The sequence below is a fragment of the Gloeocapsopsis sp. IPPAS B-1203 genome (assembly GCF_002749975.1).
Taxonomy (GTDB): domain Bacteria; phylum Cyanobacteriota; class Cyanobacteriia; order Cyanobacteriales; family Chroococcidiopsidaceae; genus Gloeocapsopsis.
In genome coordinates, this window is record NZ_PEIG01000003.1 from 206,238 (window position 1) to 230,860 (window position 24,623).

General features: G+C 38.7%; 19 protein-coding genes and 1 pseudogene. 18 read left to right on the forward strand and 2 right to left on the reverse strand.

From position 1 onward, the window contains the following. Positions 1–25 precede the first annotated feature (25 nt). The 18 genes and pseudogenes from CSQ79_RS06970 (at position 26) to CSQ79_RS07055 (ending at position 22,384) form a co-directional block, all read left to right on the forward strand. A complete protein-coding gene (locus CSQ79_RS06970) occupies positions 26–2,218 on the forward strand; it encodes a GumC family protein (RefSeq protein WP_289500748.1) in 2,193 nt (730 codons plus the stop codon). A 35-nt stretch (positions 2,219–2,253) separates the two neighbouring features. After that, entirely contained in the window at positions 2,254–3,180 is a 927-nt protein-coding gene (hepC, locus tag CSQ79_RS06975; protein ID WP_099700459.1) for a heterocyst development glycosyltransferase HepC, read from the forward strand. 27 nt (positions 3,181–3,207) lie between these two features. Next, on the forward strand, positions 3,208–5,052 hold the full coding sequence (hepA, locus tag CSQ79_RS06980) for a heterocyst formation ABC transporter subunit HepA (protein WP_099700460.1): 1,845 nt from the start codon (positions 3,208–3,210) through the stop codon (positions 5,050–5,052). Between the two features lie 51 nt (positions 5,053–5,103). Next, a complete protein-coding gene (locus CSQ79_RS06985) occupies positions 5,104–6,252 on the forward strand; it encodes a polysaccharide pyruvyl transferase family protein (protein ID WP_099700461.1) in 1,149 nt (382 codons plus the stop codon). 47 nt (positions 6,253–6,299) lie between these two features. Next, positions 6,300–7,340 carry a glycosyltransferase family A protein gene (locus CSQ79_RS06990; RefSeq protein ID WP_099700462.1) on the forward strand — a complete coding sequence of 347 codons (1,041 nt, stop codon included), beginning with the start codon at positions 6,300–6,302 and terminating at the stop codon, positions 7,338–7,340. A gap of 178 nt (positions 7,341–7,518) precedes the next feature. After that, positions 7,519–8,487 carry a glycosyltransferase family 2 protein gene (locus CSQ79_RS06995; protein ID WP_099700463.1) on the forward strand — a complete coding sequence of 323 codons (969 nt, stop codon included), beginning with the start codon at positions 7,519–7,521 and terminating at the stop codon, positions 8,485–8,487. Between the two features lie 136 nt (positions 8,488–8,623). Then, entirely contained in the window at positions 8,624–9,544 is a 921-nt protein-coding gene (locus CSQ79_RS07000; protein WP_099700464.1) for a glycosyltransferase family 2 protein, read from the forward strand. An 89-nt stretch (positions 9,545–9,633) separates the two neighbouring features. Then, positions 9,634–10,566, forward strand: a complete 933-nt coding sequence (locus CSQ79_RS07005) for a glycosyltransferase family 2 protein (protein ID WP_099700465.1) — start codon at positions 9,634–9,636, stop codon at positions 10,564–10,566. Further along, positions 10,560–11,372, forward strand: coding sequence for a glycosyltransferase family 2 protein (locus CSQ79_RS07010; protein WP_099700466.1), 813 nt, complete (start codon positions 10,560–10,562; stop codon positions 11,370–11,372). The genes CSQ79_RS07005 and CSQ79_RS07010 overlap by 7 nt, the downstream gene beginning before the upstream one ends. 76 nt (positions 11,373–11,448) lie before the next feature. After that, on the forward strand, positions 11,449–12,819 hold the full coding sequence (locus tag CSQ79_RS07015) for an O-antigen ligase family protein (RefSeq protein ID WP_289500749.1): 1,371 nt from the start codon (positions 11,449–11,451) through the stop codon (positions 12,817–12,819). A 118-nt stretch (positions 12,820–12,937) separates the two neighbouring features. After that, positions 12,938–14,173, forward strand: a complete 1,236-nt coding sequence (locus CSQ79_RS07020; protein ID WP_143755434.1) for a hypothetical protein — start codon at positions 12,938–12,940, stop codon at positions 14,171–14,173. Between the two features lie 93 nt (positions 14,174–14,266). Further along, the gene (locus CSQ79_RS07025) at positions 14,267–15,460 is read left to right on the forward strand and encodes a glycosyltransferase (RefSeq protein ID WP_099700469.1); all 1,194 of its coding nucleotides are present in this window, start codon (positions 14,267–14,269) and stop codon (positions 15,458–15,460) included. 141 nt (positions 15,461–15,601) lie between these two features. Beyond that, positions 15,602–16,747 carry a glycosyltransferase family 4 protein gene (locus CSQ79_RS07030; RefSeq protein ID WP_099700470.1) on the forward strand — a complete coding sequence of 382 codons (1,146 nt, stop codon included), beginning with the start codon at positions 15,602–15,604 and terminating at the stop codon, positions 16,745–16,747. Positions 16,748–17,221: 474 nt separating this feature from the next. Beyond that, positions 17,222–18,700, forward strand: coding sequence for a hypothetical protein (locus CSQ79_RS07035; RefSeq protein ID WP_099700471.1), 1,479 nt, complete (start codon positions 17,222–17,224; stop codon positions 18,698–18,700). A gap of 156 nt (positions 18,701–18,856) precedes the next feature. Then, positions 18,857–19,048 (forward strand): annotated as a pseudogene (locus CSQ79_RS07040) (NADPH-dependent oxidoreductase); the annotation flags it as partial. Between the two features lie 509 nt (positions 19,049–19,557). Then, a complete protein-coding gene (locus CSQ79_RS07045; RefSeq protein WP_099700684.1) occupies positions 19,558–21,108 on the forward strand; it encodes a flavin monoamine oxidase family protein in 1,551 nt (516 codons plus the stop codon). Positions 21,109–21,185: 77 nt separating this feature from the next. After that, positions 21,186–21,773: a RidA family protein gene (locus tag CSQ79_RS07050; RefSeq protein ID WP_099700472.1), complete on the forward strand. Its 588-nt coding sequence runs from the start codon at positions 21,186–21,188 to the stop codon at positions 21,771–21,773. A 5-nt stretch (positions 21,774–21,778) separates the two neighbouring features. Beyond that, positions 21,779–22,384: a superantigen-like protein SSL4 gene (locus CSQ79_RS07055; RefSeq protein WP_099700473.1), complete on the forward strand. Its 606-nt coding sequence runs from the start codon at positions 21,779–21,781 to the stop codon at positions 22,382–22,384. 207 nt (positions 22,385–22,591) lie between these two features. Here the strand turns inward: CSQ79_RS07055 and CSQ79_RS07060 are convergent, their stop codons facing one another. Together CSQ79_RS07060 and CSQ79_RS07065 are read right to left on the reverse strand one after the other, a co-directional pair. After that, on the reverse strand, positions 22,592–23,965 hold the full coding sequence (locus CSQ79_RS07060) for a selenium-binding family protein (RefSeq protein WP_099700474.1): 1,374 nt from the start codon (positions 23,963–23,965) through the stop codon (positions 22,592–22,594). 15 nt (positions 23,966–23,980) lie between these two features. Then, positions 23,981–24,562, reverse strand: a complete 582-nt coding sequence (locus CSQ79_RS07065; RefSeq protein WP_099700475.1) for a Crp/Fnr family transcriptional regulator — start codon at positions 24,560–24,562, stop codon at positions 23,981–23,983. Between the last annotated feature and the right edge of the window lie 61 nt (positions 24,563–24,623).

A 24,623-nucleotide genomic window follows, 5' to 3' on the forward strand; every position in this document is an offset into this window, starting at 1 on the left:
ACCAATGAATAAAGACAATTTCGCAATGGCTACGGAACAGGAGGCAGGTTACGGACAGCTTTTATCAGTTTTAATGCGTAGGCGCTTTTTGTTATTGTCTGTATTTTTTGGCATCCTGTCGATGGCAACTGTTCTCACAATAATTACAAAGCCAACCTATAAAAGTTCGATGCAGCTTTTAGTTGAGCCTAACTATCAAGGAAAAACTGACCAAGGACAAGGAAAAACCACAGAAAGCGAATTTGCTGACTCTAATGTTGAGGTAGATATTGCAACTCAAATCAACTTGATGAGTAGTTCAATACTTTTACAAAGAGCAGTTTCTTTGTTACAGCCTGAGTATCCTGATATAGATATTAAGTCACTGAGAAAGTCTCTAACACTATCACCTGTACAAGGGCAAGATGGAACTGGTAAAAAAGTTAGGACAAAAATTGTTGAAGTTCTCTACACAGATAACGACCCACAGAGAACTCAAAATGTTCTCAACGCAATGCAGCAAGTTTATCAAGATTACAACTTAGAACAGCAGAAGTTACGCTTAGCAAAGGGTCTGACTTTTATCAATGAGCAGCTACCTGTCATTAAAGATAGAGTTAATCAAGCTGAAAATGCTTTAGAACTATTTCGTGAAAGCAATAATCTCATCGATCCAGAGTTACAAGCAAAAGCACTTACAGATGCTTTAAATAATGTTAAACAAGAACAACGCACAAATAGAAATCAAATTCAGCAAACTCAATCGCGTTTGCACAATTTACAGCAACAGCTTGCTCGTACGCCGCGAAATGCACTAGTTTCCTCGCGTTTAAGTCAATCGCAACGTTATCAAAACTTACTCAATGAAATTCAGAAAACAGAACTCGCCTTAGCGCAGCAACGCTTACGCTACACTGATTCTTCCCCCCAAGTTGAACTTTTGCTGTCTCAGCGCGATACCCAGCGTGAGCTTTTACAACAGGAGATGCAAACAGTTGTGGGAGAAAATGCGATCGCCAGTGAAGAAGATACAACAACTGCAGGACAGCAAGGTCAATTAGATATTAATCTAGCCGGAGAGTTAGTTGAAGCGCAGACAAACTTAGTTAGTCTTCAAGCAAATGCGCAGAGTTTAGCAAATGCAGAGCAGCAGTTGAGCGCAGAAATACAAAGATTTCCTACTCTGCTTGCACAGTACAATCGTCTCTTACCAGAAGTATCAGTTAATCGAGAAACACTCCAACAACTGATGACTGCACGTCAGGAGTTAGGTTTACAACTCGCCAGAGGTGGTTTTGACTGGCAAGTTGTCGAGCAACCAGGGATAGGCGAGCAAATTAGTCCAAGTATTAAGCGGAATCTGTTATTAGGAATCGTTGTTGGGCTGACTTTAGGATGTTTTGCTGCGTTTATCCGTGAAGCAGTTGATGATGCAGTTCACTCTTCGGATGAGTTGAAAAAGCAAGTAGCCCTACCTCTATTAGGTTTAATTCCAGAGTTACCACCAGCAAAACCGAATGGACTTATTAAGTTAAATAAGCAGCAAACACAAGTCCTTCCTATGCTCTGTTTGCAATCGTTTCGCGATGCGCTGGATCTGATTTACAAAAATATTAGATTGCTGACGGCATTTCCAGTAAAATCGTTAGCCGTCACTTCAGCCCTTGCTGGTGAAGGTAAGACAACTTTAGCTTTAGGTTTGGCGATCGCCGCAGCGCGGTTGCACCAAAAAGTATTGCTGATTGATACAGATCTACGTCGTCCTAGTTTACACAAGCAATTAGAACTATCAAACGAACAAGGACTATCAACTTTATTGACAAGCGATCGCGCTTTACCTTGTCGAAGACGCATTCAACTTTTTGGCGCACAGATTGATGTGTTGACTTCAGGTCCTACACCAGTAGATCCTGTGCAGCTATTAAGTTCCTCAAAAATGAAGGAAATGATGCTTGCTTTCGAGCAAGAGTACGATCTGGTGCTACTTGATACTCCTCCTGTTCTTGGTAGGGTAGATGCAATCCAAACAGCATCTTTTTGCAGTGGTGCAATTTTAGTAGCGCGTATTGATCGGGTCACTCGTACAGAAATTACCCAAGTCACAGAAATGTTGAGTCGCACAAATGTGTTTGGAGTTATTGCCAATGCAGCAGCTAATAGCCCTCGGTATAGCAGTACTTACGCTGAATCACCACGTAGCCGATTTTTACTGAATCACTCAGCTGCTGTTGAACGTTAACCACTAAATCACTATTGTAGGAAATGAGGCACAAGATGAGTAGCTTTAATGCGATCGCAATAGAATCAGATTTTCCCGTTCTTCAAAACCAACAAGACATTGGCGTATCACCGTGCAATCTAATTTGGCGACAGCGAAAACTCTTAGTTAAACTGTTCCCTCAATTTAAACAACCGTATATGCCTTCGTTGGATAATCAGCAACGATTAGTAGAGTGTCTGCAACGCTCTCCAATTCAACTTATTCGTCTCGATCATAATTTGAGTGAGGCACAAATTCGATTATGGGCGGACGCAAGTCACCAAGCAAACAAATCAGTTTATCTTGAACTCCCTGCTGCAGAATCAATTGCCAGAAAACGCAGATCATTTAATTGGATTGTCAAGCGTTGCAGTGATTGGCTAGCGGCGATCGTCTTACTACTGTTGCTCATGCCATTGATGGTCTTTTTATCACTGCTAGTTTATTTCTCTTCTCCAGGTCCAATTTTCTTTCAACAATGGCGCGTCGGCGAACGAGGTAAGTTGTTTCGGATTTATAAATTCCGCACTATGGTTGTCGATGCGGAAAAATTGCATCATCAGTTAATGGCTAACCAAAATGGTTTGCATAAACTTGCAGACGATCCTCGGTTAACACGTTTGGGTGCATGGATGCGCAAATACAGTCTCGATGAGTTACCACAGTTATTTAATGTCTTACGCGGTGAAATGAGTCTTGTAGGTCCGCGCCCTTGGGCTTTGTATGATGCAATGCGACTAAATGGAGAAGGAAAAAAACGATTAAATGCACTTCCAGGAATTACAGGAGCTTGGCAAGTACAAGCAAGATCAACTTTACTTGATATTAACGCCGTTAATAATCTGGATTTAGACTATTTGCACAATTGGTCTTTAGCTAGAGATCTCGCGATTTTACTCCAAACTTTTCCTAAAGTTTTATCTGGTTTTGGTGCATTTTAGTCTACTGCGCTATTTTTAAACCCAATCATGCGTTACAAATTTTCGCCTTTTATAGGTTTGCTGAAAAGCACTCACTTTTGGCAAGAGAACTACTTAATTTTACGGGAGTTACAGTATTTTCCTGCGGCTGTCATTTTAGCCATTGTATTTGCTTTGTTAGCAGCAGCTTTTGAGGGTTTCGGTATCGGTTTTCTACTTGCGTTTTTACAAAGTTTAGTAGACCCAAGTGGTACACCATTTCAAACAGGAGTTCATTGGTTTGATGTTTGGGTTTTAGGAATAAATACTTCAAAAATAAGTCGTTTGTATCGAATTTCTGCACTAATTTTAACTGCTACTTGGATTCGGGCAGTATTCAACTACTTGACACAGGTTTATATAGAAGTTGTTCAAAGTAAGTTAATGGCTTGCTTGAAAAAACAAATTTTTGAGCAACTGCAATCAGTGAGTTTAAAGTATTTTACTTCAACTAATTCAGGAGAGTTAATTAATAGCATCACAGGGGAAATCAAAAGTCTCAAGCAAGCTTTTTCTTTAGTAGCTTTTAACATCACTAAAGGTCTGACACTAGCAGTTTATGCGCTCATTTTGTTTCGGATATCTTGGGTACTGACAGTTATTGCCATTCTTTTATTTACATTATTAGCAGTAGGACTTTCTACCCTTAGTAAACGAGTACGCGAAGCAAGTTTTGCCGTATCGAGAGCGAATGGTGCATTTACGGCGATCGCTGTTGAATTGATTAATGGTATTCGTACTGTACAAGCCTTTGCAACCCAAGATTTTGAGCGAAAACGCTTCTATCAAGCAAGCGATCGCGTTGAGGAAGCTACGATTACATCAGTTATGGGATTGGCACTTGTTCGACCTCTTGCTGAAGGTGCTGCTACCACAGTTCTGGTATTAATGATTATTGTCGCGATGACGATATTCGTCGCGAATGGAACGCTAGAGGTTGCCTCATTACTCACATTTTTGTTTGTTTTATTTCGTTTAGTTCCAGCAATTCATGAAATTAATTGCAACAGCGCTCGTTTGAATAGTTTTCGCGGTGCGATTGAGAATATTAAGCAAGTGCTCAGAACTGACGATAAACCTTACTTACTCAATGGCACAAAACAATTTTCAGGATTGCAAAAAGCAATTGAATTTGTCTCACTAGATTTTGGTTACGATCGCGATCATTTAGTCTTAAATAATGTCACATTAACCATCAAGCAAGGGCAAACAACTGCACTCGTTGGTGCTTCCGGTGCAGGTAAATCGACACTCGTAGATTTGATTCCTCGCTTTTACGATCCGACGCAAGGCGATATTTTCATTGATGGAGTCGATCTACGCCAGTTCGATATCAAATCAGTGCGGCGGAAAATGGCAGTTGTTAGTCAAGACACTTTCATTTTCAACACTTCAGTACGCAATAACATTGCTTATGGATCAGACATAGATGAAGCAGCTATTTGGGAAGCAGCAAAACTAGCAAACGCTTTGGAATTTATTCAACAAATGCCCGAAGGTTTTGATACTCAACTAGGCGATCGCGGTGTGCGATTATCTGGAGGACAACGTCAGCGAATTGCGATCGCTAGGGCTTTACTCCGCGATCCTGATATTCTTATTCTCGATGAAGCAACAAGTGCTTTAGATTCAGTATCAGAACGGCTGATTCAAGAATCATTAGAAAAACTCTCTGTCGGGCGAACTGTCATTGCGATCGCACATCGTTTATCTACCATTGTTCGAGCCGATAAGGTTGTTGTGCTTGAACAAGGAAGAGTTGTTGAGCAAGGAAACTATAAAGAGTTATTAGAACAGCATGGCAAGCTGTGGAAATATCATCAAATGCAACATGAGTTAGGTCGAGTTAGCTAAAAAGCTCTCAACTATCAACCTTTACTAAAATTACGGAAAGTATTCACAATAATGATTGCAATTCATGGCTCTTACTACAATAACAATTTTGGCGATCTCCTCTTGATCAAGCTCGTTGAAAATTGGGTAAAATCCAAAGTTAATAGCACTATTGTTTACCCAATGGTAGACAAACAAGAACAAAAAGAGTTTAAAGAACACTTTCCTAATAGTTTTATAGGAATCAAACAACGTGAAACCTGGCAAGCTTTAGTTTGTACTGGGGGCGGATATTTAGGGGAACCAAATTGGAGTCATGGCAAAAAATTAGGAGGTAAATGGAATAAGCAGTTTTTTCGGCGTCATGTTTTACCGGCTGAAATATGTATATGGAGTAATACTCCTTACGCTATAGTAGGTGTAGAAGCAGGTCCACTTTCAAACATTTTCGTTAGACATGAAGTAAAGCGTATTTTATCTCATGCATCTGTACTATCTGTGAGAAATATTGAATCGAAAAAGTTTATTCAAGACACATTAGGTATCGACTCCGAAGTCATAGTAGCACCAGATGCAGCACTGACAATTAGTAAGGAAGATATTCCTACTACTGCTCTTAATTATGTAGATAGTCTCTTAGCTCCTTATCAAGGAATGATATCACTGGGGATTCACTATCCATCTAGATTTCTCTGTGATACTCCTCAAGCAGAACTATTAAGACAAGGCTTATTTTCCACACTTGCTTCGACACCAGATGTCTTACCCGTTGTCTTTTCTGATTGTGGATCTAACAATGTTCCCTCAGACACAGAAAAATTAGCAAAAATCATTCACAATTCAACGGGAAAAGAATGCTTGTCATTACCTTTTAAAGGTATATGGGAAACAGCAGCATTGATCTCAAAATTATCAGCTATTTTAACAACTAAGCTCCACGTAGGTATTGTGGCATATGCATTAGGAGTTCATTGTGAATCATTTGCAACTCATCAAAAAACTCCGCGTTTTTACAAGCAAATTGGTCGTGCTTCACAATGTATTATGTTAGATGATATTTCTGATAAAAACATAGTCATAGAAAAAATTGAGCGTGCTTTACAAGCTGCACGTAATCAAGTTTCACCAATCAACTGCCAAGAATATGAGCAGGTTAAGCAAAATTCATTGATTCACAAACAACTAGTTTTGAATTTTCTTAACTCTACTATTCAAAACTAAAAGTAGTTGCTAATCCTTTATGATGCTCTTAGTCTTAGGTCGATCAAATGGAAAATTCTGTAGCTGAACTTCCCAGTTTTTCTATAGTATTTGAAACAGAGAATCTCTCAAGTGTTGAACTAGAAAACATCTACCTTAGCCTAGCTTCACTTGAAAAACAAAATATGCCAATTACATCAGCCAACGAGTTTCTGATTATTGACGGTGGCTATGCACCTCAAGAAGTAATTGAACAGATTAGCTCAAAATATACCTGGATTAATATCAAACAAATCCCAGGAATCGGCTACCATGAAGCAAAAATGATGGGTGCTACCCTAGCTACAGGGGAAATTGTTGTTTTTTGTGATTCAGACTGTGTTTACAATTCAAATTGGCTAAAAAGTATTCTTACTACTTTCTCACAAAACTCAGACATCAACATTGTTGCTGGAGAAACAAGTACGCTAGTCAGAAATCCCTATGAGCTTGCTATAGCTATACACTACTTTTTTCCTCGGTTTTCCTACCAAGAGCAACCATATGTATCCCAAGGATACTACTTAAATAGTGTAGCCTTTCGCCGTGATTTTCTTTTACAAAATCCGATTCCTATAAAATTACCACTGTATCGTAGTAACTGCCAGATCCATATTCATTATTTGCGTAGTCATGGATACAACATATTAAAACATCCCCAAGCACAAGCTAACCACGAACCACCAACAATGTCTTTTATTAGCTGGCGCTATTTACTCAGAGGTCGAGATCGCGTTTTAAGAGAACAAATTAAACTAAGTTTAGCAAATAGTACTGATTTGAATAACATTTCTCAGCTAACAAGTGGTTATCAACTTACGCGATCGCAAAAAATTTACGCTGTTATTCGTACACTTTGGCAAGCAAAACCTTTCAAAAAAGCTCAGATTAGGGCAGTTTTACAAGAGGACTCACTTAGAATATTTTGCCTACCTTTGGCTATTCCAATTGTGATTTATTTTGAATTACTTTACACCATAAGTAGTATTATCACCTATTTTCAACCTAATTTATTGCTAAATCTTTATACACAAAAAGGAGCTAGAGCTGGTGAACTTACTACAGCTTAAGCATAGCTTATCTTATTATCTAATAGTACCTCATTTAAAAACAAAACTTTGCTTTATACCTATTTACTATTAGGTATAGTTTTTAAAACATCATCAAAGGTAATTAAAATAAGCAAAAATAGCAGCAAGTTCATTACACGATTAAGACAAGATAGCAACTTCTACGAACAATACAACTATGCCAACACAAACTTTATTTCCAGAATCCGGCAATCAAACTGTCGATGTATCAGTTATTATTCCTACACATAACAGGATTATAATGTTGGAGGAAGCTTTAATAAGTGTACTCTCTCAAAACTTTGATGGTATTGTTGAAATTATTGTTGTCGATGATAATTCTCAGGATAAAACCTCAGAATTTATTAGGGAAAAACACCCAGAAATTCGCCTTATTAGCCTTCAACAAAATGTCGGAGCTTATGCAGCAAGAAATAGAGCTTTAGTAGAAGCTAAAGGTAAGTACATTGCTTTTCTTGACTCTGACGATATTTGGGAGAAAAACTATCTAAAAACTCAAGTTACTACTTTGGAAGGTAAAACAAAATGCTTTTGTGTTAGCGATTTAGTCGTATGGAATACTGCAAAAAATCAAAGGCAAATTTTTGTTCAGAAACCTAACCTAGAAAAATATACTTCTCTCATTCACCACCTCCTCGTTGCCAGCTTTATATATACTCCTTCTTCTGTTGTCATTCCTCGAAAAGCCTTTGATGAGGTTGGATTATTTGATGAAACAATCAGAATAGGTGAAGACGCTGCTTTGTATGAGCGCTGTATCATCTCTGGATATCAACCTATCTTCACAGAAGTACCACTTGCCATCAAACGCAGACACAGTAGTGACCAATTGACTAATGCTAAGAACCTTGAAAATAGAAAAAAACATCGTTTGGCTCGCGTAAATAAACTTTATCCTTTAATTGAAAAGCAGTTTAGTACAGTTCCACTGCAGCGTATTTATGCAGAAATTCATGCAGATTTTGCTAGTCAATACATTAGTAACAACTACTTTTTACATTGGTTCACATCATCGATAGCTTCAGCTCATCATGCTTCTTTTAGCTATACTTTGTTCAACATGATGGACGATATTAAAGATTTAATCTATAAACATTTGCAAGAAAGTCTCATGAGATTTTCATAGAATCAACAGTTAATTAATTATAAGAAACAGCTTTTCTATATGTAACCTCTCCAATGTCGATTTAGTAGTAGTGAAGTTCAATATAGATTACATATCTACAGGTGCAACACAAATATGAGACGGAAACTATAAACTGATGAGTAACATCTCAACTCCATTTGTTTCTGTAATTATTCCAGTTTTCAATGACAATAAGCGCCTAAAAATTTGTTTAGAAGCTTTAGAGAAACAGACTTATCCCAAAAATCTATACGAAGTTATTGTTATTGACAATGGCTCTGATGAAAGCATCGAGAAAGTTGTTGAACCGTTTGAGCAAGCATTTGCTACTTACGAAAGTCAACTAGGTTCCTATGCTGCTCGAAACAAAGGGCTTTCAATCGCAAAAGGAGAGGTGGTAGCTTTTACTGATTCAGATTGTATACCTACTCAAAATTGGCTTGAAACAGGAGTTAATCATCTTTTATCTATACCAAACTGTGGCTTAGTTGCTGGAAAAATAGAAATTTTCTTCAAAAACCCAAATCGTCCAACTGCTGTAGAGCTTTATGATAGTGTGACATTTCTGCAACAGAAAAGATATGTTGAAGAAGAAAAATATGGAGCTACAGCTAATCTATTTACTACTAAAAAAATCCTTGACCAAGTGGGTGTTTTTGACTCGCAGTTAAAATCTGGTGGAGATGTAGAGTGGGGAAGACGAGTATATAGTTATGGCTATTTGTTATTCTATGCTGATAATAGTAAAGTTCTGCATCCAGCTAGAAGTTCATTAGAACAACTGTATAAAAAAGTTACTAGGCGAAGCGGTGGTATTTATCAACTAAATCAGTTAAATAAAGACAATACTTCAATACCTTTACTAATAAAATTAATCATTAATATGTTATCTGGTTTAAGACCTCCTCTTAGATCAGCAGTACGTAAATCATATTTCAACAAAAAATTAAAAGATAATGAGCAAAAAATTAAAGTCTTTATGATTGCAATGATTGTACACTACTTCGATTCTTTTGAAAGTATAAGAATGCAATTAGGAGCTACTCCCAAAAGATAAGAGTAGCTTGTATGTAATAACTAAAGATTCCGAAACTTAGTCATTTAATCAACAATAATTTCATGTATTAACTTAATCGAGTTAGTTCTATGCCTAAAGTTTCCGTTATTATCCCAGCATATAATGCTATGACCTATCTACCAGAAACTGTAGAGAGTGTTTTAAAGCAGACTTTCATCGACTTTGAGGTGCTAATTGTTGATGACGGTAGTTCAGATAACACTGCTGAGTGGGCTTCTCAATTAACTGATCCGCGAGTGAAATTAGTTTCTCAAGAAAACAAAGGTGCAGCTGGGGCGCGTAACACTGGAATTGCTAGTTCCCAGGGAGAATACATTGCCTTTTTAGATTCTGATGATTTATGGGAACCAACCAAATTAGAAAAGCAAGTAAAGTGCTTGGATGAAAATTCATCTGTTGGATTAGTGCATACATGGATAGCTTTTGTTGACCAACAAGGTAATCTTGCAGGTAAAGTAATGACTACCCGTGGAGAAGGGGACATATGGAAACAGGTTGTTGAGTACAACCCAGTTCGTTGTGGAAGTACAGCAATGGTTCGCCGTTGTTGTTTTAATTTTGGAGTTTTCGATCAAAGTATACGCTTTGCTGAAGACTGGGATATGTGGATTCGTATTGCTTTCCGTTATTCATTTGCCATAGTCAAAGAACCTCTAGTTTACTATCGAGAACACCCTCATAATAAGTCTAAAAATTACGAAAAATTATTGCTAAGCCTTTGCCAGATAATCGAAAAATCATTTCATTCTGTTACTCCAGAACTTCTATATCTAAAAAATAAAGCATATGGTCGCGCCTATCTTCATGTAGCTTGGAAAGCTTTTTATTGTGAAAATTACACTAGAGCATCTGAACTCCGTCAGCAGGCTATTACATGCTACCCTCAACTACGTTATCTCAAAAACTGTATCCGCTTAAGCTTGCTGCTTGTAATTCATCATTGGTTCAGTTCACAAACTTATCAAACAATGCAAAAAATGCTTAGATATAAGTCATGGTAAATACAAAAATCAAAACTGCATCATCTACATCTTTACATCAGATCTCAGCAATTATCATTGCTCAAGATGAAGAAGATTGTATTGCTAATGCAATTAAATCTTGTCTTTCTTTTGCAGATGAGATTATTGTCGTTGATGGAGGAAGTCAAGACAATACAATACAGATTGCCCAAGATCTAGGTTGTCATGTTTATTCAAATTCTTGGCCTGGTTATGCAAAACAGCGCAATTTTGGAGCAGAAAACGCTGAACATAACTGGATATTTTTTATTGATGCAGATGAAGTTGTCGATCGACAGTTAACTCAATTACTTTTAACCTGGAAAAATCAACCGAACTTAGAAGCTGATGCTTTTTCAGTCAACAGAATAGGTGATTTTTTAGGTAAATGGCTAGACAGCAAACCGGAAACTCATATCAGATTATACAATAAAACAGTTTTTCAAATCAAAGATGTTTTAGTGCATGAACAGCCAGACGTAAAAGATGCACGAGTTATTCATTTACCAGGTATTGTTTGGCATTTTGGATTTCGTAATATCGGAGAACTAGTAGAGAGATTTAATAAATATACAGATTTAGATTCTCAAAAAGCTTATCTTGAAGGTCAAAAGTTTAGCTTAGTACGACTTTTGTTAAAACCATATGGGAAGTTTTTACAAATGTATTTATGGCATGGTATGTGGAAGCATGGATTAATTGGCTTATTTGTTGCTAGCTTATGGAGCTATTATATTGTCTTAAAAGAGATCAAGCTTTATGAAATATACTGGCAGCGAAATAACTACAAACATACAGTTTTGTAGCTTGTTGGATAAAAAATGTGTAACCCAAGATAATTATTGAGTCAACTATACATAAATGCATTCTAGTAATTCTCAAATGAAAAGCTTTGACCTAAGCGTGCAACCAGCACAAGCTTGGATCGCAATTTTAGGATTCGTGCTGTTTAGTACACTGTGTATAGTACTTCATGCTAGCAACATTCTTAGGCTACTTTTTCCTACAAGTTCTTTTGCTGTAGGTCTTTTTCTTTATTTGCGTCACCCTGGAATTTATATTGGTTTTACATTTTGGATATGGTTTGTAACACCTTGGGTACGCCGTTTAGTAGATTATCAAAATGGTTGGCAAGATCCTAGTACAGTATTGCTTGCTCCTTATTTAGTGACGTTCATAACTGTCATAACATTTCTACGATATTTTCCTTTATATCGTCAGGCTGGCTTACCTTTTGTACTTGCCGTTATGGGTATATTGTATGGTTTTTTAGTAGGACTGATTAATTTACCAATTGCTACTGTTATTATCTCACTTCTGAATTGGCTCACTCCGGTTTTATTTGGCTTTCACTTATTTGTAAACTGGCAAGACTATCCAGGCTATCGACAGATTATTGAGCGCACTTTTCTGTGGGGAGCGTTAGTTATAGGAGCCTATGGGGTTTGGCAATACTTAGTTGCTCCTGATTGGGATCGGTTTTGGCTTATCAATATGGCTAATCAAGGATTAATTACCTTTGGACAACCTGAACCTTTAGCTATTCGGGTCTTCAGCACAATGAATGCTAATGGACCATTCGCAATTGTCATGATGGCAGCTTTATTATTGCTATTTAATACGCCAGGAATTTTGCGCTTTCCAGCTTCTGCAGTTGGTTATTTATCATTTTTATTATCATTAACTCGCGCTGCTTGGTTAGGTTGGTTTGCTGGAGTTCTTATTTTTGTCACTTCGGTTAAGCCACGCATACAAATACGCTTGATTATGACTATTTTAATTATGGTGTTATGTGTTTTACCGTTGACAACTATGGAGCCTTTTCATCAAGCAATAAATTCTCGGTTTCAAACTTTTTCTAATACTAGTAATGACATTAGTTATAACGAAAGATCCGAACGTTACGAGCAAAGTATGAATATTGCGCTTTCTGAGGTTGTTGGTAAGGGGCTAGGAGGCGCTGGAAACCATCTTGATAGTGCAATTCTCGATACACTCTTTTCATTGGGGTGGATTGGTACTAGTTTGTATTGGGGTGGGTTGCTTTTACTGATGTTAGGAACATTGCATGCTGTAAGCTTTGACCCTTTTGTCAGTGCTGCTCGGGCAATTAGTATTGGAGTATTTATCCAGTTAGTTTTTGGTAGCGTCATGCTAGAAGTTTCTGGCGTGATTCTCTGGGGGTTTCTCGGTATAGCTATGGCGGCTCGTCAGTATTACCAACATCGAGCAAAGTCTTATTTTTCAAAGTAGAGTGAGTTTTCGTTCATCAATTATTAATGTCTGTTGATGTCAGACTACGCAAACACCTTAGTTAACTCAGATGATGAACTTACTTCGTTGGAGACGCTACACAAATTTAGTATTGCTAATGCTTAGCACAATACTAATTATTAGTTGTACTGCTTTATTGACACCATCTGCTCAAAAACAAGTAGAACAAACTCGCAGTGCAGATACTTTCGTTGATTCAATTGGTGTTAACGTACATTTGACATACACTGATACAGCTTATGGAAAATATAAATCAATTATTCGACCTCGGTTACAAGAATTAGGGATACGTCATATCCGTGATGGTTTTGTGGATAAAAGACCAAAATACTATCAGAAGTTACAAGATTTAGCAGATATTGGAATTCACTCAACTTTAATTGCAGGTATTGGGTGGGTAAGTCCACAACAAGCAATAGCGATCGCACGCCAACTCGATAATTCCATAGAAGCTGTGGAAGGACCTAACGAATATGACATTGGTAAAAAGCCTCAACAGTGGGTACCCGAACTGCGTCAGTATATGGAACAACTGCACAATCAAGTCAAAAATGATCCAGCTACTAATCATTTACCTATTGTTGGTCCTTCATTTGTCGATAGAGATGCAAGTACAGCAATTGGCAAGCTGACTCAATGGGTTGACTATGGCAATATGCACCCGTATAACTACCCTCACAAACCAGGAGACAATATTGACAAAGAAATAAGTAACCGTTCGCGACCTTTTAACGAGCAGCCACTAGTTGCTACAGAAGCAGGTTATCACACTGGTAACAAACACTCCGATCGTCCACTTACAGAAACAGCACACGCTAAGTATTTACCTAGACTTTTCCTCGAATACTTCAACCGTGGAATTGTGCGTACATTTGCTTATGAATTCATAGATCAAAGAACTAAACCGAAGGATCGCGAAGCAAACTTTGGTATCCTCCGCAACGATGGTTCGCCGAAGCCTGCTTTTATCACGCTAAAAAACCTGATCGCCTTATTACAAGATCCAGGCGAAAGTTTCCCACTTAAATCTTTAGACTATAACCTTACTGGAAATACTAAAAATATCCATCATACACTTTTACAAAAACGCGATGGCAGACTATACCTAATTTTATGGCAAGAAGTGACAAGTTTTAACCCCAAAAAACATAGCGATCGCACCGTACCAGAACAGCCAATTACTATAAATATAAACACACCAGTTAACCAAGCTAATCTTTATCAAGTTAGTGAATCAATAAATCCAATAAAACAAAATAACCCCAAAAATATTAATTTAAACATTCCAGACTATCCAGTAGTTTTAGAACTCTTACCACCTACAAATAGTTAAATCTCATTTAAATTCATAACAGCCTAATCAAACCTATTTTTTTTACTGTTTTGTGTCTTTTGTGATAATGTGATTTGTTCAAATTAAAATTTTATGAATCTAACAGTCAAACCTCTCCACAAAACCACTACAAACCCAATCCAAAAAAACACTCATATTAGTATTTTTCTACCTAACCTTGATGGTGGTGGCGCAGAATTAGTCATGCTACGTCTAGCCCAAGGATTAGCAAATTTAGGACTAAAAGTAGATTTAGTTTTAGCAAAAACTGAAGGAGCATATCTGACAAAAGTTCCTGCAAATGTGCGAATCATCGATCTCAAATCTAAATCCCCAGTTATTTTATTCAAAACATTTGCACTGCGACGTTACTTGCAACAACAGAAACCAGATATCTTACTATCTGCACTTGATATAGTGAGTGCAGGAACTCTGGCAAAGTTACTTGCAGGCGTCTCTACTCGCATCATCATGTGCGTACATACCAATCTTTCACAGCAATTTCGCGACAAGCCTGATGTTTTTGTAGGAAAAGTTAGAGCGACTCTAGTACGCTGGTTTTATCCTTGGGCAGATGCAATCATATCAGTTTCCCAAGGCGTAGCGCAGGATATAGCACGTGTCGCTGGACTACCATTAGACAATATTCAAGTGATATACAACCCTGTAGTCACACCAGAAGTTCTCAGACAAGCGCAACAACCAACCAATCACCCTTGGTTTGCTGCAGGAGAACCACCAGTTATTTTAGGAGTAGGACGACTTGTTCGCCAAAAAGATTTTGCAACACTTGTGCAAGCTTTTGCATTAGTGCGACAACGCTGTGAAGCAAGATTAATGATTTTAGGTGATGTAGACAAACGCGAACCAACAATCAAACCACAACTAGAAAACTTAGTACAGCAGCTTGGCTTAGAGGGAGAAGTCGCTTTTCCTGGATTTGTGGAGAATCCTTATACATACATGGCGCAAGCAGGAGTATTTGTCCTTTCCTCAATTTATGAAGGATTTGGTAATGTGGTTGCAGAAGCGATCGCTACTGGTACTTCGGTTGTTGCGACTGATTGTGAAAGTGGACCTGCAGAAATTTTAGAAAATGGCAAGTATGGTAAATTAGTTCCCGTGGGTGACGCCGCAGCACTTGCTGATGCAATTGTAACAACACTCCGCAATCCTACTAATTCAGAAGAGTTACGGCAGCGATCGCAAGCTTTTTCAATGGATAGCGTCGTCGCGCAATATCTTCAAGTTATCAACTGTCTTATAGAACAAGTAGCAAGCAACTAGCAACTCCGCGTTAGTCTGGTTATGCAACTGGAATCGCTGCACCAAAATTTTCATTGCGTAACATAATGCAAAGCAATCCTATCTAACTCAATTACCAATGACCGATTACCAATTCACTACAAATCTAGGATTGCTACAGTCATGAAAATCCTTTTTTTAGATCAAAGTGGTAAACTAGGCGGCGCAGAGTTGTGCTTGCTCGATATCGCTAAACCTTATAAAGACTCTTGCTTAGTTGGACTATTTGCCGATGGTTCGTTTAAAGAGTTGCTACAACAACACAACATACCAGTACAAATTCTGACAACTCAATCGATCCAAGTTCGCAAGGAAAGTACTTTTCTGCAAAGCTTAGGCAGTATTAGTTCAATCGCACCATTAATTGCCCAAGTTGCTCGGCTAGCTCGTGACTACGATGTAATTTATACTAACACGCAAAAAGCTCTGATAGTAGGTGCATTAGCAAGTGTTCTCACGCGTCGTCCTTTAGTTTATCACCTGCATGACATTCTATCAACAGACCACTTCAGTTCCACAAATCGCTATCTCGCAGTTACTGTAGCTAATCGTTGCGCATCACTCGTCATTGCAAACTCACAAGCAACGCAAGCTGCATTTATAGCTGCAGGTGGGCGTGCAGATATGACTCATGTCGTCTACAACGGTTTTGATATTCGCAACTATCAGCAACACCAATTGCACTCTGAACAAGTCTGCAATCAACTAGGACTTGCTGGAAAATTTTTAGTCGGTCATTTTAGCCGTCTCTCTCCTTGGAAAGGACAGCATATTTTACTTGCAGCACTTGCGCAGTGTCCGGAAAATGTAGTAGCTATCTTCGTCGGTGATGCACTTTTTGGTGAAGAAGATTACGTTCAACAAATACATCAACAAGTCACTGAACTACAGCTAGAAAAACGCGTCAAATTTTTAGGTTTTCGTTCAGACGTGATTCCACTGATGAATGCTTGCGATCTCGTCACGCATACATCAATAGCACCAGAACCCTTCGGAAGAGTCATTGTCGAAGCAATGCTGTGTGGTCGTCCTGTTGTTGCTGCGCAAGCTGGAGGTGCAGTCGAATTAGTAGAAACAGGTAAGACAGGCTGGTTAGTTCCACCAGGGGAACCCACACAATTAGCATCAGTGATTGTGTCGTGTCTTAATCAACCAGAGAAAACTGCAGCGATCGCGTATCAAGGACAACTTGCAGCTAACCAACGCTTTGATTTACAAGTGATTGAACAGCAACTCACTCAACTACTTAATCAAGTAAACATTAAATAGAAAAATATTGTATCAAGGACAATAATAAAATAGCTAAGTTTAGCTGAACTAAAATCTCACAGCTAACAGTCTTTAATTTTAGCATTTTTCCACTATCTTGATTTGCACATTCTCTTCATTTTTAGTGCATTCACTTAAGTAATTTTCCACTGTTTTAAATATTCTCAGTAAAACTGCTATTTTTCTAGATTCAGTGTTATTTCTCTTGGGTATCAAACAAAGCTTTAGTTAACTTTAGCTTATTAGTTTATTCATTATTTATTTTCAAAAATTGATATTTACATAACTATTTTTTTTCATGAACTCATAATAATACTATTTTTACTACTAAGTAAACTACTCGTTTTAACATACTACAAAATAATTTCTCATACCTTTACTTAATTTAATAATTAAACTTTATTTTGTATGCTGCTTTTATTTATAAGAGCTACAACCCATTTTACTACTTTTTTTATTATTTAGAGAAATACAATGTCACTTTATAATATTGTAAATCAGTTTGGAAAAACACTACCAAATTTCGTAGTTGCACTTACGACTTTTACTTGCATAAATAGCTCAATTCCAGTTCAAGCGGCATTGGTAACAGCTCAAAGTGCTGATTCTTTTGTCAATAGTATTTGTGTCAATACGCATTTGGGTTACACTGATACTCCTTATGTACAGGGCTACAACACTGTTAAACAAAAATTAATAGAGATGGGCGTTCGTCACATTCGTGACGGTGGTAGTAGAGAAGATATCATCGCCAAAATGAAAGATTTGGCTGCTGTAGGAATTAAGACTACATACATCATGAATCCTCAAGCCGGAGTTGCCCCTAATTCTACTTATTGGGCAATTACACCAAACTATACGATTAATGATTTTGTTAAAAACAAAGTTGGAACAAATGTCATTGATGCTGTAGAAGTTCTTAATGAGATTGATCTGTTTCACAATCTGCATGGTGGCTATTACTGGCGTTCAACCGATACGCAAAAAGTAAATAATGACCCAAGTTCTCCACTATATTGGGCAAAATATGCCACTGTTATGACAAAAGATACTTGGACAGCTTTAAAAAGCGATCCAGCTACAGCAAGCGTGAAAGTTATTGGACCGTCACTAGGACACACTTACAATTACACAAATAAACCTCCTTTGGGAGATTTAAGTGAATACGTAGATTGGGGGAATTTTCACCCTTATCCTTATGGAGGTAATTCATTTAGCTATCCATCTAGTTACAATACAATTGATAAATATCACTGGCACGGCAATTTTCCCTCAGTAAATATTGATGAATGGCCTTATGCTTTTGATATGACAAAGCACATCTTTGGTTCTAAACCAATGGCAGCTACAGAAACAGGCTACTTCACAACTCAAACTAAACATGGAATTTCTGAAAAGATGCATGGCAAATATATGCCAAGGTTATTCTTAGAGTACTTCCGTAAAGGTATTGCTCGTACTTGTTCTTACGAATTTCTTGATGAGTGGGACGCACCTCGAAATCGGGAAGCTAATTTTGGGTTACTCCGCAACGATCTCAGCCCAAAACCGGCATATACTGCCTTAAAAAATGTAATTGCGCTATTAAAAGATCCAGGAACAAATTTCAACTTGAGTTCTTTAGATTACACGCTGAATGTTACTTCACCAGAGGGATACAATCGCAGAAAATATGTTAAGTCTTTACTTCTACAAAAACGCGATGGTGATTTTTATTTAGTACTATGGCATGATATTTCTAACGGTGATACAACGAGTGTTCCAGTGCGAGAAATTGAACCTCCACAAATGCCAACTCAGATTCAATTGAATACACCAATTAGCAATGCTACAGTCTACTTTCTAGACGATTTAGGCAATATGTCAATGTACAACACTACTATGAACGGCAAGACAATTAACCTCGATGTAACAGATCAGGCAATAATTGTTAAACTCACGCCTTACAAGTAAATGTATCATTTGAGGCGATCGCTGTTTTCAAACTTAGACAAAATACACCTATAAAATATGTGAGCTTTTAGCATTCAGCGAAAGCTCACTTGGCGTATTTAAACAAGGAAGTAAAAGTGACAATTAACCTAACTGAGTGATTGCGATCGCGCTATTGCCACAATTGCATCTGAATCACTCGGCTTAGGAACTGTATATATCAGTGCAGTGCGCAACCATCCAGAGGAAGTCGCTGCAACAATTAAATCACGACTGTCACAATCAGCAGTACTACATCGTGAAACTTATGACTTAAAGACTCAAGATGTAGCGATCGCACAATACAACGCAACCATGCAAACTTTCTACAATGTATAGCAATCTCAAAGCAAAACAGATAGTTAACTTGAGTAAGTCTAACATAGATCTATTTACTTGCAAGTAAATATAATTATCAATCTTATTTAGATTTACTCAGATAAGTATAGCATTTTACATCTTTGATTATAAATATGTCCACTTCAATAGTTATCTAATTATAACTATGTATTTATAGAGTCAACCAATCTATAAAAAGTAAGAAGTAAACGTTCTATAGAATCAGTTTTTCATCCTAATAAACTGTCTCAGAAATAACATTTTCGTAGTTTTAAAACAGAAATAAAAAAATATTCTTTTAACAAAAAACTGGAACAGATATTTGGTAACAACGATTGATTTTTATAGAAAAACTGTTAAATAAAAGACACTTTTTCACCAGTAATACATATATTGTCTTGTCATATCAAGTCGAGTGCAGCAATCTGCTGCAAAAAGATTCCTAGCGGAAAATGCCTAATTTAGGTATCCGCTTGCAAGAAAATAGTGAAGGGCAGTTTATGAAGAGAAGAGACTTCATAACGGCAGTTGCTGCGTCAGCAGGCTCAGCATATGCTGCAATGAAAGCTTTGGATTTACTAGAACAACCAGCTACTGCACAGGTACCATCCCAAACGGGACCCTTTCGATTGCAGCGCCGAGGTAGTCGCAAGCGCGTGATTATTCTTGGTGCAGGCTTAGCAGGAATGGCTGCGGCTTATGAGTTAGGTAAGGTAGGTTATGAATGCGTCATTTTAGAAGCGCGATCGCGTGCTGGGGGTAGATGCTGGACGTTGCGTAGCGGTGACACATTAACCGAAATCAATGGCACAACGCAAACAGTGCAATTTGATCGCGGTTTGTATTTCAATCCTGGACCTGCGCGAATTCCTTACCACCATGTCACGATAGACTACTGCAAAGAACTTGGTGTTGAGCTAGAAGTTATTGTTAACCTGAGTCGCCAACAATATTTTTATCAAGAAAACGCTGGTCCTTTGTCAGGACAAAAAGTTCATGTCCGCGAAGCCGTTACTGATATGCGCGGATATATCTCTGAACTCCTTGCCAAAAGCATCAATCAAAACGCGCTCAATGCATCGCTAACAACGGAAGATAAAGAAAGACTGATTGAATTTTTACGCACATATGGCGGTCTCGATCCTGACTTGTTTTACCAAGGATCAAGCCGTCGTGGCTATGCCACACCACAAGGTGCAGGCTTACAACCAGGAGAAGTTGCCGATCCCTATGATTTGAGTGCGTTGCTTCAACTAGGTTTTGCTGGTAATGAAGTGTTTGAATGGGGCTTCGATCAGCAGATGACTATGTTCCAACCTGTTGGAGGAATGGATCAAATCGCTAAAGCTTTTGAACGCCGTGTGGGTAACTCGATTAATTACGAGGCAGTTGTTAAAGAAATTCGTAAATTACCTGATGGGGTAGGTATTGTCTATAGCGATCGCTCTGGACAACGTCGTATTCGCGGCGATTATTGCATCTGTACAATTCCTTTATCAGTGTTGAGAGATATTCCCTCAGATTTTTCCCCAGATATGAAAGAAGCGATCGCCAGTGTCGCTTATGCTGTGACTGGTAAGAGTGGCTTGCAGTTCAATCGCCGCTTCTGGGAAGAAGACGAAAATATCTTTGGTGGAATTAGCTGGACTAACCAAGATATCAATCAAATCTGGTATCCCTCGAATGATTATCTTTCTCGTAAGGGTGTCATGTTGGGATATTACAACTTTGGTTCTGCTGCAGCTAATGTAGGGGCATTGTCACCCCAAGAGCGAGTCTCTTTAGCTATAGAACAAGGCAGTAAAATTCATCCTCAATATAAAAATCACTTTGAAAACGGTCTTGCCCTTTTCTGGTCAAACATTCCCTACAGCTTAGGGGGATGGGCAAGTTACACCACTGACGTCAGAACGCAATACTATCCCAGACTAAACGAACCCGACGGCAATATCTACTTAGCCGGAGAACATCTCAGCTATCTTACTGGATGGATGGCGGGTGCTTTTGAATCAGCGCGTTTAGTTACTGCCAAAATCAATGCCTTGGCATAGTCCATGTCAAGGAAAGTTGATGAAAACACTTCTTAACTTAATTCGCAAGCATTAGTAATCACAAGGAAACAAGAGCAATGAAGCGATATTTTAGCCGAGTTTTCAAACTAGGTCGTTGGTTAATTCTGAGTCTTTGTGTCAGCATACTTTTAATAGGTCTTCTTGGTGTTGATGTGCAAGCAGCAGTAAAAACGGCACCTTGGATGGTGACATTTTTTGGTTCACCCGAATCGCCAATTTCTTCGGCTGTTGCGGTTCCTCCCATTAAGGCTTATTACTGGACGAGTGGTACAGTGCCACCAGTGATAGATCCAAACGCACCAGCTGGTAGCCGCGAGCGTTATGGAGATACCAAAACTCAAGCAGTTGGTACTTTAGAGCGCATTCAATCGCTTTTACAGGAATCCGGTTTGAGTTTATCGGATGTCATCTATCTTCGTGTTTACCTTGTAGCTGACCCCTTCCAAAACAACATCGTTGATTACCAAGGTTGGTTTGATGCTTACGCGCAATTCTTTAACAACCCGACAAATCCTGTAAAAGTAGCACGTTCAACACTTGCGGTTGCGGGACTTGTTAATCCAGACTGGTTAATTGAAATTGAAGCAGTTGCTATCTATCCTAAACTTGGTAAGTCGTTCCCCATTCATTTATTATTCCATTAACAGCAATGGATATACGTCATTGGAATATTCTAGGTGCATCTTTACTCTGCTGGAGTATACTAGCTGCTCCAGCAGCAGCAGAAGTGATGAGAATAAATCACACGCTAAAATCTGAGCCTCATCAAACTTTTGCAACATTGATGCAACAAGCAGAGTCTTTAGCGACAAACCTAGTTGATCAAGGATTTGCTGAAGATAACGTCACTGAAGTTTCTGTTCATATTTTAGGTGAGCGCAATGGACAGCAAGTTCCACTTCTATCTTCTAGAATTTCTCGTGCTGACTGGCAAAAGCAACTAGGAATTCAGCAGTGGACGCGATATTTTCGTACTTCAGCAGTATTGCTAGGCTTCTACAAGCCCGCAGAACCAAACCAAAGCCCTCTTTCGGCTTTTCCTAGCCCTAATATTGAGCAATCGGTTTCAAAGCCAACGTCTGTTGATAGTTCGGTTCCGCAACCTTCTCCATCAGGGACTAACTCTATCCAACAACCAATTTCAAATCCTACATCTACAGGTACTACTGAGCAAACTACTCCAACACCAGATTCACCAAATAATTCTTTACTCAGAGGCGCTAGCCCAGAAGAAAGTGACCCAGGATATCGCTAAATTTTAAAGTTCTATTTTATAAAAGTTGCGATCGCTTTGTGCAATTGCTTATTCCTCATAAAATCTCAAGACAAAAAATTTGTTCTTTTCTTCAGGTTTCTTGCTGGTGTCATTGCCATGACCCTTGGCTAAGTTGCTAGCCAAAAAAATATCTGAAATCCTTGACAGGAGAAGCTTTTTATGCAACTTTCTTCAAACTAATATTAGCTATACCCAAATATCAGAAGTACAGTCTCCGCCAGGATAGCGCATTTCGTGGGCACGCGATGGACCTACAGGTTCTCGACCAAAGTCTACATAAAAGTCTTCATTAATTTTTAAACCGCCATTTTCTGTATCGCAGTCAATTTGCAACATATAAGAACCACTCTTTGCAAGTTCTGGATAAAACTGGTTGTCCCAAGTGCTAAATAGCGAATTGGTGACATAAAGCCGCTTACCATCAAGACTTAGTTGCAGCATTTGTGGTCCGCCTTGCAGTTGATGTCCTTGGATTTCTCCACCTTTACCTAGCAAGCCACCACACCATACTTGACCTGTTAACTGGGGATTCCCTGGATCTGAAATATCATATTGGCGAATGTCGCCATGCAGCCAGTTGGAGAAGTATAGATAGCGATCGCTCATTGAAATCAAAATATCGGTAATCAGCGATGGTACGGGAATTTGCCAACCTTCAACATCAACTGCTGGAACATCAATGATTTTCTCGACTTGCCAATGTCCGTTGAGTTTGTGCCAATGCCATACATTACTACTTAATGCTGCACCAACAAAACCATGAGTACTATCAGGATCGTGATGAAAGCGAACTTCTAAAGGAATTAAACCTTCCTCACCTAAATCTACACTTTGGATAATTTCATGCTTTGTCCAATCCCAAAAATGCAGTTGATGACCATAGTTTCCAGCGGCAACATCATTTAAGTCAAAACCAGGATAATAAGTTTTTGGTGCGCCCCACTCACTACTAACCATGACATTATGACGCGGTTGATACCAGAAATCATAGTTAAACTTCATTCCTGGAGACTGTTCCCAACGCCCCGCAATTCCAAAATCGGCGTCAAGTAATAAGAAGCCACCAGGTGCATTCCCTTCACCGTCACCTAACATGGAAATCATCACATGACCGTCAGCAAGACAGTGCACAGTATGAGGTGCAGTTAGATTTGTCTTTTGTTTAATTTCTTCAGGTTCAATAACTTTGTGTATTTTGGGCGATCGCTTCTCGGCAACATCGATAATATAAATCCGACTCGATCTCTGTCCAGGAACAACTAAAAAGCGCCGCGACTTACTCGCATCGCCATGACACGAACTGCAAGCATTCCAACCAAAGTGATGCAACTCATCACCAATATACGGCATCGGTAAACGATGAATCACTTGCGAATATGTTGGGGATTTGGGGTCAACGTCAATCGTTGCTAAGTAATCAGGTTCTTCAATTCCTGTACCGGTGTAGAGGGCGATTGTATACAGCAGATGTTCTTGTTCAGCTTGCATTGCAGCTGCTGGTGAGGCATAACCTGGTCCACAGCAGGCATGATTTTGATTGCTTTGGTGAAGTTCAGCCATTTTCCCTACGCCTCTTTAAATTTCGTAGTGCCAGAACGGTGGTTGATCTGGTAGAATAATAAATTGCCGACCTTGGCGCTGAATAATGCCTTGCTTTTCAAAGTTACTCAGTAGCCTTGTGACTGTGACGCGAGTTAGTCCAACCAGTTCGGCAATGTCTTGATGCGTTAAGCGTAAATCAATAAGTTGTCCTTGCTCAACTTCTTGACCAAACCGTTTAGCTAACCAAGCCAGTAAGTGCAAAAGTGCTGTTTCCGCTTGTCGGCGGTGTAAGATCTCCATCAACTCCCCTAAGCGTTGAATGTGTAAAACCATTGCTTCCACAACTTCTTGCCGATTGTCGGCTGGTAACAAGGTTGCTTCTACAGGAGTTAAACATTCAATATACAAAGGGTCAGCTAGTGATAAACTCTTGCCAACAACATCTCCTGGTCCCCATAATCCCAATGTAACGTATGTTCCTTCCTCAAAAATAGTTAAAGTGCGAACTGCTCCTGTTTTGACGAACCAGAGGTGGTCGCGCTTTAATGGCAGAAAACTGCGACGTGCAAATCTTGATGTTAGATGAGAAGACTGAGGCGCAACAACAGTAGTCATAGCTAGTTGTCAGTAGTAGTACGATAAACGCGATCGCCTTGGTGGCATATGAATCTTACGT